At 71.1% G+C, this 16275-nt stretch carries 12 protein-coding genes; 3 read left to right on the top strand and 9 right to left on the bottom strand.

Features of this window, described 5'->3' with window-relative positions; genetic code table 11:
* Positions 1–108 precede the first annotated feature (108 nt).
* Entirely contained in the window at positions 109–618 is a 510-nt protein-coding gene (locus tag F8O04_RS11685) for an amino-acid N-acetyltransferase (protein WP_158029544.1), read from the bottom strand.
* Positions 619–654: 36 nt separating this feature from the next.
* Between F8O04_RS11685 and F8O04_RS11680 the strand changes: the two genes are divergently transcribed.
* A complete protein-coding gene (locus tag F8O04_RS11680) occupies positions 655–1584 on the top strand; it encodes a Ppx/GppA phosphatase family protein (protein ID WP_158029543.1) in 930 nt (309 codons plus the stop codon).
* A 32-nt stretch (positions 1585–1616) separates the two neighbouring features.
* On the opposite strand, the gene F8O04_RS11675 is transcribed toward F8O04_RS11680, so the two are convergent.
* Positions 1617–2921, bottom strand: coding sequence for an MFS transporter (locus F8O04_RS11675; RefSeq protein ID WP_158029542.1), 1305 nt, complete (start codon positions 2919–2921; stop codon positions 1617–1619).
* 74 nt (positions 2922–2995) lie between these two features.
* On the opposite strand from F8O04_RS11675, the gene F8O04_RS11670 reads away from it, so the two are divergent.
* Complete coding sequence (locus F8O04_RS11670; RefSeq protein WP_158029541.1) at positions 2996–3559, top strand: TetR/AcrR family transcriptional regulator; 564 nt, start codon at positions 2996–2998, stop codon at positions 3557–3559.
* 272 nt (positions 3560–3831) lie between these two features.
* Entirely contained in the window at positions 3832–4446 is a 615-nt protein-coding gene (locus F8O04_RS11665; protein WP_158029540.1) for a hypothetical protein, read from the top strand.
* Here the strand turns inward: F8O04_RS11665 and F8O04_RS11660 are convergent.
* The 7 genes from F8O04_RS11660 to F8O04_RS11625 all read right to left on the bottom strand — a co-directional run bounded on the left by F8O04_RS11660 (position 4366) and on the right by F8O04_RS11625 (position 16135).
* The gene (locus tag F8O04_RS11660) at positions 4366–5958 is read right to left on the bottom strand and encodes a dynamin family protein (RefSeq protein WP_158029539.1); all 1593 of its coding nucleotides are present in this window, start codon (positions 5956–5958) and stop codon (positions 4366–4368) included. The two genes, F8O04_RS11665 and F8O04_RS11660, sit on opposite strands and share 81 nt — an antisense overlap.
* Entirely contained in the window at positions 5955–7811 is a 1857-nt protein-coding gene (locus tag F8O04_RS11655) for a dynamin family protein (RefSeq protein WP_225735026.1), read from the bottom strand. Before F8O04_RS11655 ends, F8O04_RS11660 begins: the two co-directional genes overlap by 4 nt.
* 208 nt (positions 7812–8019) lie before the next feature.
* Positions 8020–9159 carry an IniB N-terminal domain-containing protein gene (locus tag F8O04_RS11650; RefSeq protein WP_188726423.1) on the bottom strand — a complete coding sequence of 380 codons (1140 nt, stop codon included), beginning with the start codon at positions 9157–9159 and terminating at the stop codon, positions 8020–8022.
* A 187-nt stretch (positions 9160–9346) separates the two neighbouring features.
* Positions 9347–11353, bottom strand: a complete 2007-nt coding sequence (locus tag F8O04_RS11640; protein WP_225735025.1) for a helix-turn-helix transcriptional regulator — start codon at positions 11351–11353, stop codon at positions 9347–9349.
* Positions 11350–13206 (bottom strand): Hsp70 family protein, encoded by a 1857-nt coding sequence (locus tag F8O04_RS11635; protein WP_158029537.1) that lies wholly within the window; start codon positions 13204–13206, stop codon positions 11350–11352. Before F8O04_RS11635 ends, F8O04_RS11640 begins: the two co-directional genes overlap by 4 nt.
* 199 nt (positions 13207–13405) lie before the next feature.
* On the bottom strand, positions 13406–14998 hold the full coding sequence (locus F8O04_RS11630) for an MFS transporter (protein WP_158029536.1): 1593 nt from the start codon (positions 14996–14998) through the stop codon (positions 13406–13408).
* Positions 14999–15145: 147 nt separating this feature from the next.
* Complete coding sequence (locus F8O04_RS11625) at positions 15146–16135, bottom strand: DMT family transporter (protein ID WP_188726422.1); 990 nt, start codon at positions 16133–16135, stop codon at positions 15146–15148.
* Positions 16136–16275 lie beyond the last annotated feature (140 nt).

The raw sequence follows: 16275 nt of genomic DNA, 5'->3' as shown, positions 1-16275 counted from the left end.
CGGTTGCGCGAGGTGAGCAGCGGGTAAACGCGCGGCGACGAGCAGACTGCACAACCGCCCAATCGCGCGCCAGTCCGGGGCTCACCGGAATGAACCCAGAGCGCGGATTCAGTCGTCAAGGCGCTTGACCATGCGCGTGTTGCCGAGCGTATTGGGCTTGACCCACGGCAGATCGAGGAACTCGTGCACGCCCTCGTCGGGCGAGCGCCGCATCTCGGCGTACACCTGGTCGTCGACGATCTGCTCGGCGACGGCCTCGAACCCGTGCCGCCGGAAGAAGTCGGTCTCGAAGGTGAGGCAGAACAGGCGCTTGAGGCCGAGCTCGCGGGCGTCGTCGACGAGGTGCTCGAGCATCTGGTGCCCGACACCCTTGCCGCGCACCGCATCGCTCGTCACGATCGTGCGGATCTCGCCGAGGTCGAGCCAGAGCACGTGCAGCGCGCCGCAGGCGACGAGCTCGCCGTCCGCCGTCTCGGCCACGCGAAACTCCTGCACCGACTCGTAGAGCACCACGAGATCTTTTCGCAGGAGGATGTTCTGCCTGACCAGGGGTTGAATGAGGCCATGAATGGCGACGACGTCGGCGGTTTTCGCGCGACGGATGGTGACCCCGTGCATCCTGTCAGCTTACGCCGCGCCAGTACAGTGGGGCGAATGCGCCTCGGAGTCCTTGACGTCGGTTCGAACACCGTCCACCTCGTGATCGTGGACGCGCACCCGGGCGCGCGCCCGATTCCGCATTCGTCGCAGAAGAGCGTGCTTCGCCTCATGCGGTACCTGCAGGATGACGGGTCGATCTCGAAGGCCGGGGTCGAGGCGATCATGGCCGCCATGCACGACGCGGCCCGCATGATCAGGAAGAGCCAGCTCGACGACCTCATCCCCCTCGCCACGAGCGCCATTCGTGAGGCCACGAACGGCAAGCAGGTGCTTCGCCGGGTGAAGGCCGAGACGGGCATCGACCTGCGCGTCATGTCGGGCGAGCGCGAGGCCGAGACGACGTTCCTCGCCGTGCGCCGCTGGTTCGGCTGGGCCGCCGGTCGCATCATGCTCATCGACATCGGCGGAGGTTCGCTGGAGCTGGCCATCGGCGACGATGAGCTGCCGCAGCTCGCGATGTCGCTTCCGCTCGGCGCCGGGCGTTCCACGATCACGTACCTGCACAACGACCCGCCGCGCGAACAGCAGCTCGACGAGCTCCGGCAGCACGCCCGCCGAGTGATCACGGATGCTCGAGCGGCGTTCGACGGCGCCGATCGCGCCGATCAGTTCGTCGGGTCGTCGAAGACGATCCGATCGCTCGCCCGGCTCGCCGGCTCGGTCGTCGAGGGCGTCGGCGCGAACGACCGCACGACGCTGCGCACCTGGCAGCTCGACGAGTGGGTGCCGCGCCTCGCGAAGATGCCGGCCGAGTCACGGAAGGCGCTGCCGGGTATCACCTCGGATCGCGCGTTCCAGATCGTGGCCGGCGGCGTCGTGCTCTCGGAGGTCATGCGCGCGTTCGACATCAACGAGCTCGATGTGTCGCCGTGGGCCATGCGCGAGGGCGTGCTGCTCGACTACCTCGACCGCATGGAGGCATAACGGCGGGGTGGTTTCGCTCGCGCGGAAGCTCGCTACGGCCGAGCGATGTACCGCGGGATCCAACGGCCCATCATGAAGGCGCCGAGGAGGCCGAGCATGCCGAGCGTGCCGACGGTCGCGGGCAGCGCGAACAACGCCGTCACGCCGGCCACGATGAAGGGCACCGACGCGCTCGACGCATCCGTGATGAGGTGCCATGCGCCCAGGAACGGCGCAGGCCTGCGCCTCGGGGCGACATCGGCGCCGAGCGTCATCACGATGCCTGAGCCGATGCCGTTGCAGACGCCGAGCCAGATCGCGATCGCGACGAACCAGGGCACGGCCCCCGGCACGTCGTGCAGGAATGCGAGGACGAGGAGGCCGGTGCCGAGCCCGACCATGCAGGGAACGGCCGACCAGACGCGACCGAAGCGATCCATGATCCAGCCCGAGGTGAAGAAGAGGCAGAAGTCGATCGCGCCCGAGATGCCGATGATGAGCGCGGTCGACGAGTCGTCGAGGCCGATCGAGAGCGCCCACAGTGGCAGCACCACGTTGCGTGCGCCGCGAAGGAGGTTCGTGATGCCGGCACCGACGCCGAGCCGCAGCAGGACGGCGCGGTGCTCGACGAGGGCCGACCATACGTTCGTCGGGGCGGGCTTGTGCGCCGCGCGCGCCTCGTCATTCGCCGGAACGGCGCCGTCGTCGCCGATGGCCCCGTCCGCCACCGCGATCGAGCCCGTCGGAGTGCCGCGCCCGCGTGCGAGGTCGCTGGTGTCGGGCGTCACGAGCAGGACGACGACGACGAGCACGGTGCACGCCACGAAGATCCAGAACGACATCTGCGCCAGCCCCGTCGCGGCGATGATGCCCGCGCTCAGGAGCGGCCCGACGAACAGTCCGGCGCGGAGCGTGCCGCCGAGGGTCGACAGCACGCGGGCGCGGTATCGCAGCGGCGCGTAGGTCGTGAGGAAGGCGTGGCGGGCGAGACCGAAGATCGCACTCGAAAAGCCGATGATGAGGATGCCCGCAAGCAGCATCCAGGTCGTCACGGCGAAGGTCGAGACGAGGGTTCCTGCGACCGCGAGGACGGCCCCGCCCACCATCGCCCACTTCTCGCCGAGTCGTGAGACGACCGGGCCAGCGGGAATATTGCCGAAGGCCTGACCGATCATGATCGACCCCGCGATGAACCCGGCGAACTCGAGCCCGGCCCCCATGGATGCGGCGACCGTCGGGATGATCGGGATGATGGCGCCCTGGCCGATCGAGAAGAGCAGGGTCGGCAGCAGCGCCACGACGACGACGCGAACGAGCGATGCCTCGCCGCGCGAGTCGGACGAGGCGGATTCGGTCACTGAGCGAGTGTACGCCCGCGCGCGCTAGCGGTTCGAGCGGTCGGCAGCCGCGCTCGCCTCGGTAGAATCGGTGAATGGCCGAGGGAACGAGAGACCGCATCCTCGACGCGCTCGAGGCGCTGCTGCTCGAGGACGGCGCCCCCGGCATCACGCTCGAGGCGGTCGCGGCCCGTGCGGAGGTGTCCAAGGGCGGCTTGCTCTACCACTTCCCGGGCAAGGAGCAGTTGCTCGTCGGCGCCGTCGAGCGACTCGGCGAGCGGGTCGCGGCGCAGCTCGACACGGCGATCGCCAATGGCGAGTCGATCGCGCGCTGGTACCTCGAGCCCGCCGACACGGAGTCCGACACCGACGTGGCGATGACCCGCTCGATCCTCGCGGTCATGCGCAGCGCCGATGGCGCGTACGACGAGGTGCAGCGCCATCTCGTGCGCATCATGCGCCGTTACGACGCGCACCTCGTCGCCGAGCTCGGCGACCCGGTCAAGGCTGAGATCGTGCGCCTGATGGGCGACGGCGTCTACCTCGGCCAGATCATCGGCATGCCGGCGCCCGACCCGGAGCTGCACCGGCAGGCCATCGAGCGGCTGCTCGGCGGGGACGCGTCGTCGGGGGAAACGCCCGGCTCCTCGTCGCCCTGACCACCTAGGTTTGCAGCATGACACGCAACTCGACCCCCGGCGAGTCTGCCGCAACAGGCGGAAGCGAACCGATGCTCCCCGAGATGGCCCCGCGCCAGCACGATGCCGTTGACGATGCGACCGAGCCGACGTCTTCGTCCCCCGAGGACGAGGAAGCGCCCCCTCCCCCAACGTCTCCGTCCCCCGAGGACGAGGAAGCGCCCCCTCCCCCGACGTCTCCGTCCCCCGAGGACGAGGACGCGCCCCCGCCCCCGCCCCCGACGGCGATGTCAATGTCCGCCGCTTCGAGCGTCGTTCACCAGGGCCCCGGCGCTGCCCGCACCCGCCCGACGCCGCCCGCACGACCGGCCATGTCGCTCGAGACGCCGGCACCCGTCGTCCGCGACGTGCCCCGCACGAGGGTGATCTCATTCGCGCGCCTGGCGTGGTTCGCGAGCTTCGGGCTCGGCACCGCGGCGATCCTGTTCGCCGCGTTCTCGAGCGGCGAGCGGATCGCGGCGCTCGAGTCCGCCGTCACCGGCCTGGCACCCGACGAGAGCACGGGCACCGTCTCCGCGCTCGCCGCGATCACGTTCTGGCCCGCGCTCGGGCTGCTCGCCCTCGTGACCATCGTGGAATCGATCGTCGTCGCGGTCATCCTTCGCGGTCGCGGCGGCCCCCGGTGGGCGCTCCTGCCGATCGTCGTCGTCGCCCACGTGGGCGCCATCCTGCTGGCCGACGCGTTCGTCGTCGTCAACGAGGCGGGCATGCCGCTGCTCGGGCTGTTCATCCTGCAGTGGGTCGTGATGGCGGCCGGGACGGCCGTCTCACTCCTGCCCGACGCCGGCGACTGGTTCCGAGAGAAGCGCGAGGCGCGCTCTGCTCCGAGTGCCGTCGGCAGCGAGTAGCGCCACCTGCGCTTCGGCGCTCCGTGTGACGACCGCGCAGGCCCGCGCGGCTTCAGACGCCAGGCGCGGGTCGCGTGCGCGGGACCGCCACGCACCCGCGAGCCGTCGCGCCCGGGCGATCGCCTCCGTGACCGGCGCGTCCGCCGGCAGGCCGAGGCGCTCGCGCGGCGTGTCGCCGAAGGCGCCGACGAGTCGCTCGGCCTCGCGCTCGAGCAGCCGGCCGAGGCCGGTGCCCACCCCGCGCAGCCGAGCGACGAGTCGCAGTTCATCGAGCCCGTGAGCGTTCGCCAGCATGCACTCGAGTGCCGCCGACAGCCGCTCGACCCCTTCGCGGCGCACCGAGCCCCCTCGGCGCGCGTCATCGCGCAACACGCGCTCGACGACCGTGAGCGCTCCCCTGGCCTTGAGCAGGTCCGTGCGGGCACGCATGAGTCTCTCGACCGCGTCGAGGAGCGAGTCGAGGCCGCTCTGCCCGCGCAGCGCCGCTGCGAGGGCGGTCGACGAGGTGCCGGCCGCCCCGCGCAGGAGCGACGCCGCAACGCGCACGCCGAAGACGCCGAAGCGGTCGAGCAGCGCTGCGCGCCGCGCGGGCGACACCGTGATGCCCGGGGTGGGTCGTACGAATCGGTCGGCCGATAGGAGCATCCGGTCCCGGTCGGCCCGCTCGAGGCCGGCGAGCTCGACCAGCGCCTCGAACTCGGATTCCCGCAGGGTGCGCGCGCTCTGGGCGAGGAGGCCCGCGATGGGAATGAGATCGAGTGCGAGATCCTGCAGGGCCCCCTGACTGCGGTAGCGCGCCGCGATGTCCTGCGCCGACAGCATGGCATCGATGCGTCCCGCCCCGATCTCGTCGGCGCGCGACAGCACGGCGATGGCGCAGACGGTGCCGGATGCCCCTTCCGTCGATGCCCGGAACGCCTCGAGGAACTCGACGTCGGTCTCGCGCGGGTGCCGCAGCAGGTAGATCATGGCGTCGGCGACGGAGGCGCCGTTGTCCGGTATGAGCGCGTCGGTCGAGCGGGCGGAGACGTCGGCCGAAAGGGATGCGATGCCTGGAGTGTCGATCAGCGTGAGGTGTCTGAGGCCGGACGTCGGCCATTCGACCTCGAGTCGATCGACCTCGGCGGCGGCGACGTCGGCGAGCCTGACCTCGAGGCGGCCGTCGATGCGCGTGACCGGCAGTTCCCGCGAGGTGCCGGCCGTCGTGTGCAGTGTGATGCGGGGCGTGCGGCCGTAGCGGTACCAGGTGACGACGCGCGTGCACTCGCCCGCGTCGGTCGGGGCGATCTCGTCGCCGATGATGGCGTTGAGCAGGGTCGATTTGCCGGCCTTGACCATGCCGGCGATGGCGACGCGCAACGGCTCGTCGAGCCGCGCGGCGGCGGCGCGGAGGCTCGCGCAGGCCTCGGGTGAGTCGGCGAAGACACGAAGGGCGTCCTCGATGAGCCGGTGCGCCGCGGTGACGAGCTCGCCCCGATCGCCGCCGGCGCCGTGATCGTTCCCGTCATTCATGCCGGGTTCCTGGCCGCCGCCGTTGTGACCGCAGGCCCGGCAGCGGCGGGCTCGACCTTGTCGGCCGCCCGGCTCAACCACTGGACCCGTTCGAGCTCGGCCCGGATGTCGCGGGCGCGCCGCTCGCTCGCTCGCACGTCGCGCTCGGCGGCCCTCTGCGCGGCGGTGACCGAATCGGCGATGGAGCGGTGGTACTCGTCCGCGACGTCGATGAAGTGGTCACGAGTGGCTCGGTGCACGAGTCGTAGCCGGTCCTTCAGCTGCTTACCCACCTGGAACAGCACGTCGTCGATGTGCCGACGCACGATCGCTTTGGCCTCGGCCTGGCGCCGCTGCAGCCGCACCTGCTTGTCGTCGCGGTACGCCTTTCCCGCCAGCAGCACGCCCGCGGCAAGCGAGATGGGGTTGATGAGCGACAGACCCGCGAGGCTCGTGACGAGACCGATCATGAGCACGCCACCGTAGGTGCCCCGCAGCGTCACGAACGACTTCTCGAGCACCGACAGCTTGCCGGGGTCGAGGTCGTCCACGCGCTCGACGGGGTCGAGCACGCCCTCGGTGTCGTCGACCCTGAGCGCGGGAAGTGCGACGGCCTCCGCCTCGAAGTGGGCCGCCACCTGTTCGGAGAGCCAGGTCGAGCGTTCGTCGGTCCAGATGAACGTGTCGGAGACCGCCGCGGCGATCCGCTCTTCGAACCACGAGACCAGCTGCTCCCAGGCAGCACCCGGGTCGCCCTCGTCGATCGCGCGCTCCGCGTCGCGCCGCACGCGCCGCAGGCGGTCACGCAGGTCGTACTCGAGATCGGACAGCAGATCGGCAACGCCATCGTTGAGCGTCGTCTGCCATCGCGACGCCTCCTTCCGGAGGTCTTCCGATCGCTCGCGGGCGCGCTCGAGCCGCGCGACGAGCTCCGGCGCGTTCTCCGGGCGCTCGATCGCGCTCAGCTCGGCGCTGAGGCTCAGGGCGATGTGCTCGGAGGTCGATCGAAGGTCATGGGCGGTCGCCCGGCGCACGACGTCGGTCGCTCGGTCGACGACGTCGTGGCGCAGGTATCGCACGAGTGCCGGGAATCCCGAGTCCTCGTTGAGTGCCGAGTCACCGTGTTGCGCCGCCATTTCGCGCATCCTCGACGACACCGGGAAGAGGGCGGCCGCCTCGATGCCGGCCCGGTCGAGGTGGCCCCTGTTGAGCTCGGCGACCTCGCGCCAGTGCGGGTACAGGTCGATCTTGGTCATCACCACGGCCACGTTGGGGCACACGCGCAGCGCCTGGCGGATGAATCGCATCTCGGGTTCGGTGAACTCCTGTGATGCGTCGGTCACGAACAGCAGGGCGTGCGCCGTCGGCAGCGCGGCGAGGGTGGCGAGCGCGTGCACGGCGTCGAGCCCGCCGACGCCCGGCGAGTCGACGAGTGCGAGCCCGCCGGCGAGGATCGTGCGCGGCAGCACGACGTCGACCGATGTGATGCCCCTCGCGTTGCCGGGGTTGCCGCGCTCGCTCACGAGCGAGGCGACCTCTTCGAGCGGCACGGGCGTCCGCACGAGGTCGTTGGCGGATGCCGCATCGGCGGATCCGCGCTGCGCCGGGACCAGCATGGTCGCCGAGGGTTCCTTGCCGTAGCGGATGGTCGTCGGCACCGTGGTGGCGACGTCGTCGTCGACGGGACACACGGGGGCGCCGACAATGGCGTTGACGAGCTGGCTCTTGCCCTGCTTGAACTCGCCGACGACCATGACGCGCACGTTCGGGTCGCGCAGGCGCGCGAGCGTCTGTCCCAGCCGGCTCCGAAGGTCGGGACGCTCGTTTCGTGCGGCGACCTCCATGCCCCGCTCAATGATCGCGCTGAGTTCCACGGCATCCCCTTGGCTCTGCTGGCCCGCGCACCGTGCGCGGATGCGGGCGCGCCGAAGCCCGGCCGCTGCGAACAGCGCCCGGGCCTCGACGGATCTCGTCGTCTGATGTCACGTTCGCCTCGGCGAGCACGGTCCGCGGAGAGGTCGTTGCCGGCCCTCGCGGCGGGCGGCGACCGCTTCGGCCGTCGCCCAGCCCGCCAGGGTTCGCCTAGACGAGTTCGATGTCCTCGGCGATTTCAACCGAGTTGAACGAGTCATCGACATCGACGTCGGTCGAGTTGTCCTGGAACGACTCCGAGAATTCGACGTCGACCGAGTTGAACGAGTCGTCGACATCGACGTTCGTCGAGTTGTCGGACGCGTCGACGTCGACCGAGTTGAACGAGTCGTCGACGTCGACGTTGGTCGAGTTGTCGGACGCGTCGATGTTCGTCGAGTCATCGACGTTGAACGAGTCGTCGATGTCAACGTCGATGTCGGTGTTCACCGAGTTGTCGGACGCGTCGACGTTCACCGTGTCGTCGTCGTTGAACGAGTCGTCGATGTCGACGTCGATGTCGGTGTTCACCGAGTTGTCGGATGCGTCGACGTTCACCGAGTTGTCCGAGGCGTCGATCGCCGTGTTGGTCGAGTTGTCGGACGCGTCGATGTTCACCGAGTCGTCGATGTTGACCGAGTCGTCGATGGCGATGTCGGTCGAGTTGTCCGAGGCGTCGACGTTCACGGTGTCGTTGAACGAGTCGCTGACGACCGTGGTGGTGTTGCCGGAGCCGATGTTGGCGGTATTGCCGGAGCCGATGTTCGAGGTGTTGCCCACGTTGACCTCTTCGCCCGCGACTGCTCCGTCGCCCGACGCGATGATCGAGTCGTTGTCGAAGATCTGCGTGACGGGGCCGTCAGCCCAGATGTTCTGGTTGACCGACTGGTCGTTGATGGTGTCGCGGTCGTCGATGAACGTGTAGTTCGTGATGATCGAGAGCACCTGCTGGCTGACGATGCTCAGCGCGTCGCCGCCGCTGTTGTCGATGAACGTGTCGCCGTCGCTGCCGCCGCCGTGGTGGCCGCCGCCGTGGTGGCCGCCGCCGCCGTTGCTGCCGCCGCCGTTGCTACCGCCGCCGCCGTTGCCGCCGCCGTTGCCACCGGCAGTGCCATTACCGCCGGCGCTGAAGCAGACGCCGGGGGTGTCGAGCAGCGCGGGAGTTGCGGCGTCGATGTTCGCGGGTGAAAGGCCCGAGAGGCCAGCCGAGTCGAGCGCCTTGTCGGGGTCGCTCGCGAAGCCCTGTGCGGCGGCCGGGTCGCGCAGCAGGTTGAGCAGGAATTCGAGAAGTGAGGTCGTAACAGTGGACATGAGTCCTCCATGGTGGGGGGTGGGGGTGAGGAATATGGCGGACGGCCCAGTTCTGGGGGTGCAGTGCCGGGTTACCTGCCACGTCTCAGAAAAGTGCAGATCGTCGCCGTCGTCATCGGGGATTCCCCCCAAACCGCTCGAAGGCGATTAGGGGCACGACCGAGCGGGGTTAGGGGGTTCGCGTACATCACTGACGACCGCCGAACGCCGAATGCAGCACGTCGAGCATCTCGGACCGCGAGGATGCACCGATCCGTCGCCGGACGCGCGCGATGTGGTGTTCGGCGGTGCGTGGCGAGATGAACAGCGCCGAACCGATCTCGGCGTAGGTCTTGCCCGCGAGCACGAGCCGGACGACTTCGCGCTCGCGCTCGCTGAGGCGGCGCGCGAGTTGTTCCGCCGCCGCCGGACTCGTCGCGACGGCCGCCGGTTCGCGAAGGCGGGCATCCAGTGCGGGACGACGATCGGGGACGTGCTGCACGGGCGCGAGGCTGGCGCGGGCGCCCCCTCCGCGGGCGCGCCGTTTGCGCACGGACCCGTTCGTGAACGTTCTGCTCGAAATCGCGGTGCCGTCGCGCCCCGCGTTTGACGGCGACGCGTCGCGCACGACCACCGGCGCACCGGCGACGTCGCCCGATCGCTGCGCGCCCTGGGCGGTGCCGGCCGTGAGCGCGGCGCGGTCACCGTAGAGCTCCCGCGCGACCTGCAGCAGGCGCAGCATGTCCTTGCGCTCGGCCGCACGCCCCGCAGCGTGCGCGGCGAGGCGCGCGCCGTCCCACGGCAGTCCCGCTCGGGCGAGGCGCGTCGCCGCCGCTTCGGCAGCGGTTGCCTCGACTTGCCCACCGAGCATGCGAACCCAGGCGCGTCCGGCCTCGGCGAGCGCGGCGGCGAGGGGAAAATCTTGTGAGGCGCGAACGAGTGCGGCGGCGTGCGGCGGCAGCTCGTCCGGCCGGTTCGCGAGGATGCCGGCCTGAACGCACGCCCAGCGCAGCGTGCTCGACCAGAGGGGCGGGTCGCCGAGCCTCGAAAGGAGAGCCCACGCCTCGGCGAGCGCCGGCTCGACGGCCCTGGTGTCGCGCATCCGGGCGGCGGCGACCACGAGTTCGCCGAGCGGCAGCAGCGTGAACAGCCCCATGCCCACGGTCATGATGAACTCGCGAACGCCCTCCCATGCGCGCATGAGCGCCTGCAGGTCGTCGGCGCGACGGGCGAGCCCAACCTCAAGCGACCTCGCGAACAGTTCATCGCGAGGCGCCAGCGCGAACGGATGCTGGCGGGCGAGGGCGCACTCCTCACGAGCGCGAGACGCCTCGCCCGCCAGCATCGCCGCCCACGCACGCAGCAGCCGGAGCCGAGGCGCGCCCGCCGGTCCGCCCTGTCGTCCTTCGATCGCCGCGTCCAGCACCGTCGCCGCTGCCGCGAGATCCCCGCTGTGCATGGCGACGATGGATGCCACGGCGGCGGGAAGCTCGGGCAACGGCGCCAGGGTTCCGGTCACGGTGAGCGTCGAGGATGCGCGCACGAGCTGCGGCAGCGCGAGGGCGGGGTCGCCCGCCATGGACGCCCGCAGCCCCTCGCCGCACATCCGCGCGCTGATGCCGGTGCCCGAGGGGAAGCCCGCCGCGGAAACCTCGAGCATCCGGGCGGCCCCATCGGGCTCGCCCGCGCCGTACAGGGCGATCGCCGCAAGAGGCGCCGAGGCGCCGGCCCGGTCGACGCCGTACCACCGGTAGATCTCAGCGCTCCGGCTCGGCAGACATCGCGCAGCCCAGTGCGCGGCGGCGACGTCGACGGACCGGGCGAGATCGCGCGGCTCCGCGTCGGCGACGTGCTGTTCGATGAGGCGCCCCGCGGTCTCCGTGTCACCGACCGCGAGTGCGGCCTGCGCCTGGCGAGCACGCACGTCGCGGCATTCGGCTCCGGCGGCGAGGGCGGCCGAGTAATGCTCGCTCGCTCGCGCGGGGTCGGCGAGCACGTGCGCGTCGCCCTCGCGCACGAGCGCCTCCGCGAGGCACGGATCGCGCAGCGCCGTCGTCGTCGAGGGGTCGGCGAACACGGGATCGAACGGCCGGTGGTGCGTCGACGACTCGCCGAGGAGTTCGAGCCGCATTGCGCCGACACGATGCGCGGGCGCCGTGCGGGCCTCCGCGGGCTGGGCGACGCCGAAGAGTCCGGGAACCGCGTCGACGGTCACTGTCCGGGGTCGCCTTCGTGCTGCGGCGCGGTGGTCGGCGTGCCGGCATCGGGATCCGGTGCCGGTGCCGGTGGCGCCCCGGCTGGAGACGGCTCGGCCGGCGAGGGCGCTGGCGGTTGCTGGGTGGGCGCGGGCGCAGGCGCGGACGCGTTGTCGCCGGCGCTGTCGCCGTTCGGCGATCCCGCAGGCGCCTGAGCATTGGGCGTCTCGCCCTGCGCACCCGAGTGCTGGCCGCCCGTTGGGGGCTGCGGGGCACTCCCCTCCGGCGCACCGCTCGACGAGCCACCGCCGTGAGGCGACGTGCCGCCCGACGATGTGCCGCCCGACGATGTGTCGCCCGGCGTCGTCCCGCCACCGCCCGCGTGATCGCCGCCCGCGCCGCCGTCCGGCTTGACGGGTCCGCTCCCTTCGGCAGTGATCGACGTCGTGGGTCGACTCTCCCCCAACTCCCGCGACCCGGCGTCGGCGAGCGGGCCGGCGACGCTGAGCGCGAACGCGATCGCCGGGGTCACGAGCACGGCGGCGAGCAGGGTTGCCGCCGTCCCGCCGATGAGTGCGCCACGAGCGCCGATTCGCCGGCGCCCACCCGCTGCGGGCCGGCCGCGTGCCGCCCGGAACGTGGCGCGCCGGGCACGCCGCCGGGAGACCGCGGACAGCTGCGACTCGACGACGTCGTCGTCGACCCGCAGCTCGGTGGCCTCCGCATCGGCACCGGACTCGGCGGCCACGAACTCAGCGATCGAGAACTCAGCGATCGCGAACTCGGCGGCGAGCGCAGCGGCACCGTACGCTCCGGCGAGCTGGGGCTCGTCATCGATCACGATAGGTCGTCCGAACGTTGCGGAGAGCTGCTGCGCGACGACCGGCGTCTGCGCGGCGCCACCGACCAGCACGATGGCGGCCAGGTCGTCGACGGCGATGCCGCTGGCCTCGATCGCCCGCTGCAGCGCCTCGACGGTCTCGCCGACGCGAGCCTCAATCATGGCCTCGTATTCGCCGCGGACGAGCCGCACGCTCGTGGGCCCCGTGGCCGTTGCGACGGGGATGCTCGTCTCGGTCTCGTCGGAGAGCGCAGCGACCGCTGCGGCGCAGTCGCGACGCAGCGCCGTAGCCTCGCGGCGGGTCGCGGCATCCGTCTCGGCGTCCGGACCTGCCGCCGTCTCCGTGATCGGGCCCGAGTGCGCGAGGACGTGCGACCTCACCTCGTGCTCGAAATCGGTGCCGCCGACCACGGGGATGCTGACGGGAGCACCGACGACCGCGAAGCGCCCGTCCTCATCGGCGCGCAGGACGGTCGCGTCGAACGAGCCGCCGCCGAGGTCGTAGATCGCGATCGCGGTGCCGGGGCCGGGGTTCCGCGTCAGTGCGTAGTGCTGCGCGGCGGCGATCGGCTCGCTGACGAGATGGATTCCCTCGAGGCCGCGCTCGGCGAGCGCATCCCGAACGAGCTCGACGCGGAATGCGCCCCACGAGGGGGGATGCGTCAGGGCGACCCGGTCTGGGCGCTCGCCCGCCGTCTCGACCACGCGTTCGAGCATCCACTCGACCATGGCGGCGTAGAGATCTTCGGCGGCGACGTCGAGCTCGCCGATCGCGAGCGGCACCGCATCCCCGACGCGGCGAACGATGTCAAAGACCGCGAGCTCCGGCCGGTCGTCTGCCAAGCGCAGTGCCGCGTCGCCCACGACGACTGTGCCGCCCTCGCCGACGTACGCGATCGCCGGCGCCGTCGCGCGCCGTTCACCGCCGTGATCATCGGGGGCTTCGCCGAGCGGAACGGGCTCAACGTGGGTCGCCGATCGAGTCGGACGTCGAGCAAGCCCGGCCGAGAGCGAGCAGTGGCCAATGCTCATGCCAAGTGAATACGACAACATCGCCGCTTCCTGTGGTGGGGGGAGGGGGGTGGGGGTCCACGGGAGAGCGCCAGAGTAACACCAAGGGCTGAGCGCATACGGCGTCGCGCAACGCCCCGATACCCCGCCCCGCGGGCCGAGCCCAAGCGGCGCGTTGGGCGCCCGAATGCACGGTGGCGCCGAAGGCGAGGCGGTGCCGCTACGCCGTGTTACGGGGCCGCTCACGGAGGAGTCGCAACACGACCGCGGCCGTGACCATCATGACGATCGCCGTCGCGACCGCCGCGACGTGCATCCCGCTGACAAAGGCCTCGGCGGCGCTCACCGCAATCAGTGCGCCCTCGACTCCGCCAAGCTCGTGGGCCGCCGCCATGGCCCCGCCGATGGTGTCGGAGGCGACGCGCGCCCCGGCGGGATCAAGCGCATCGAGCTCGAGCCCCGACCGGTAGATCGCGAGCACGACGCTGCCGAGCACGGCGACACCCAGTGAGATGCCGAGCTCGTATCCCGTCTCCGAGATCGACGAGGCATTGCTCGCCCGGGCCGCGGGCGCCGCCCCGACCACGAGGTCGCTCGCGAGCGCCGTCACCACGCCGGCGCCGACACCGAGCAGCGCATAGCCCGACATGAAGACGAGAGGCGAGGTATCGGTGCCGCAGAACGCGAGAAGGGCTGCGCCGGCAGCACTCATGACGAGGGAGCCGGCGATGGTGCGACCCGGCCCGACGCGGTCGGCGACGGGCGCCGCGATGAGTGAGCCGAGCACGCTGATGCCCACGCCGGGCAGCATCATGAGCCCCGCCGCGAGCGGGCCGAAGCCGAGCACCGTCTGCAGGTACTGCGAACCGACGAAGAGCACGCCCGCGAAGGCGAAAGCGGACAACCCGTTCGAGGCCACGCCGGCCGAGAACCTCGGGATGGCGAAGAGGGACAGATCGAGCATCGGATCCGGACGGCGCTGGCGGCGCACGAACCACCAGCCGAGGGCGAGGCCCGCGGTGCCGGCGACGAGCGCGTCGAGACGGAAGCCGTGCGCTGCGAACTCCTTGATGGCGTAGACGACGCCGACGACGGCGGCGATCGACACGATCGCGCTGACGAGGTCGAAGCGGCCGGGGCTCGTGTCGCGCGCCTCGTGCACCAGCAGCGGCACCGCGACGATGAGCACGACCATGACGGGAATGTTGACGATGAACACCGAGCCCCACCAGAAGCGCTCGAGCAGCCAGCCTCCGAGCAAGGGCCCGACGGCGGTGCCGGCTCCGGCAGCCGCGGCCCACACGCCGATCGCGAAGCTGCGCTGGCGCGCGTCGTCGAACAGCGTGCGGATGAGGCCGAGCGTCGACGGCATGAGCGTTGCCCCGGCGATGCCGAGCAGCGCGCGAGCGGCAATGAGCATTTCAGCGCTCGTCGCGAACGCCCCGATCCCGGAGGCGACCGCGAACCCGGCCGAGCCGATCAGGAGGAGGCGCCGGCGGCCGATGCGATCACCGAGCGTGCCCATCGTGAGCAGCAGCCCGGCGACGATGAACGAGTAGACGTCGATGATCCAGAGCAGTTGTGTTCCGGTGGGGCGGAGGGCCTCACTGATGGCGGGGATCGCGAGGTCGAGGACCGTCGCGTCGGTGCAGATCGTGAACACCGCGAGCGCGAGGGCGATGAGACCGGCCCACTGACGCGCGCTCGCCGGCTGCCCGGGCCGGTCGTGTGGCGCCGGTCGTGCCGGTGCGGACGCGAGGTCGGAGTCGGGTCGGCTCGCGCCGATGAGGGGGATGGGATTGGTGAGTGCCATGGGTTCGTTCCTCTGAGCGACGGCAGTAAACCGTCCAGCCGGTACAGTACCGTACGCGACGACGGCGCCGACGGCAACGTTTGCCGGCTCGGGAGTCGCCCGGGGAGCGTGGCGCAGAGCCCTCGGCGGCGAGCGTGACGCGGGGCGCTACGCGGGAGGACCGACGGTCGGCGTGCCGCGTCGGAAGCGAAGCTGGCCGATGATGACGCCCGCAAGAATGCACAGTGATCCCGCGGCGAGGAAGAGCGTGACGGGCTCATCGAAGAAGAGGAACCCGAAGACGATGCCGAACACGAGCACGAGCGAGTTGAGCATCGAAACCGTCGTCACGGTGGCGTGGTGCACCGCGACGGTGATCGACACGAGGGCCGCGCCGTTGACCAAACCGGCGAGCAGCAGGACCGCGAGCTGGAACCCCGTTACCGTGCCGAACGTGACGGTCAGATCGAAGCCGTCGCGGATGAGCAGGAACACGAACACGGAAACGACCGCGCCGAGCGTGATGAGCCCGAGTGTGGCGATGAACCGCCCGGGCGTGCGCTGCGACGAGCGGCTGACGGCGTTCGAGATGGAGTAGCACACGCCGGTCACGACGGCGAGGAGGAAGCCGACGACGGCGACCCACGCCTGATCTCCCATGGGCGGGGCGGCCTGCGAGGTGAGCCAGAGGCCGAGCGCGATCGCGCCCATGCCGACGAATTCGAGGGGTTTCGGGCGCTCGTTCAGGAAGACCCACGAGATGAGCCCGCTGCCGAGCAGCAGGCCGCCGAGGTATCCGGCGGTCGAGATGCCGAGCCCGACCCAGTCGAGGGCGTAGAACAGGATCGCGTTCCCGATGAACAGCGCGACGATGCCGGTCACGAAGAGGGCCGCAGCAGCGCGCGGCCCGATGAACTCGGCCCGCGCGGGGTTCAGCGCAACCGGGCGCAGCACGAGGGCACCGACCACGAGTGCCGCGAGCAGCGGCAGCTGCCGCACCATCGCCCCCACGAACGGGTCGACCTCGCCGGCGATCGACCGCAGCAACGCATTGACGGTCGCGTAGCAGATGGAGCTCAGCACACCCAGCGCGATGCCCGCCCAGGCGAGCCTCGAGGCGCGCCTCGAGCGCTCCGCCGCCGCGTCGTCAGTCGTCACTCGCGCAACCGTACTCCTCTGGTGCACCATGACGGCTCCCGGCGCAGAGCATCCGTTCCGCGGCGACGGCGAAGCCCGGCTCGTACTTGCGATCACCGCGCCCACCAGGGAAATATCACTCGTCCCCGGCGTGTACCGTG

The organism is Pseudoclavibacter endophyticus, from assembly GCF_008831085.1.
GTDB classification, from domain to species: domain Bacteria; phylum Actinomycetota; class Actinomycetes; order Actinomycetales; family Microbacteriaceae; genus Pseudoclavibacter; species Pseudoclavibacter endophyticus.
The sequence above is the reverse complement of the archived record's forward strand: the minus strand, read 5'-3'. Positions and strand labels throughout refer to the sequence as shown.

Bases quoted from the DNA above. Each gene is read 5' to 3' on its own strand.
- F8O04_RS11685 (WP_158029544.1), bottom strand. From the start codon at position 618: ATGCACGGGGTCACCATCCGTCGCGCGAAAACCGCCGACGTCGTCGCC.
- F8O04_RS11680 (WP_158029543.1), top strand. From the start codon at position 655: ATGCGCCTCGGAGTCCTTGACGTCGGTTCGAACACCGTCCACCTCGTG.
- F8O04_RS11670 (WP_158029541.1), top strand. From the start codon at position 2,996: ATGGCCGAGGGAACGAGAGACCGCATCCTCGACGCGCTCGAGGCGCTG.
- F8O04_RS11665 (WP_158029540.1), top strand. From the start codon at position 3,832: ATGTCCGCCGCTTCGAGCGTCGTTCACCAGGGCCCCGGCGCTGCCCGC.
- F8O04_RS11660 (WP_158029539.1), bottom strand. From the start codon at position 5,958: ATGAATGACGGGAACGATCACGGCGCCGGCGGCGATCGGGGCGAGCTC.
- F8O04_RS11650 (WP_188726423.1), bottom strand. From the start codon at position 9,159: ATGTCCACTGTTACGACCTCACTTCTCGAATTCCTGCTCAACCTGCTG.
- F8O04_RS11635 (WP_158029537.1), bottom strand. From the start codon at position 13,206: ATGAGCATTGGCCACTGCTCGCTCTCGGCCGGGCTTGCTCGACGTCCG.
- F8O04_RS11630 (WP_158029536.1), bottom strand. From the start codon at position 14,998: ATGGCACTCACCAATCCCATCCCCCTCATCGGCGCGAGCCGACCCGAC.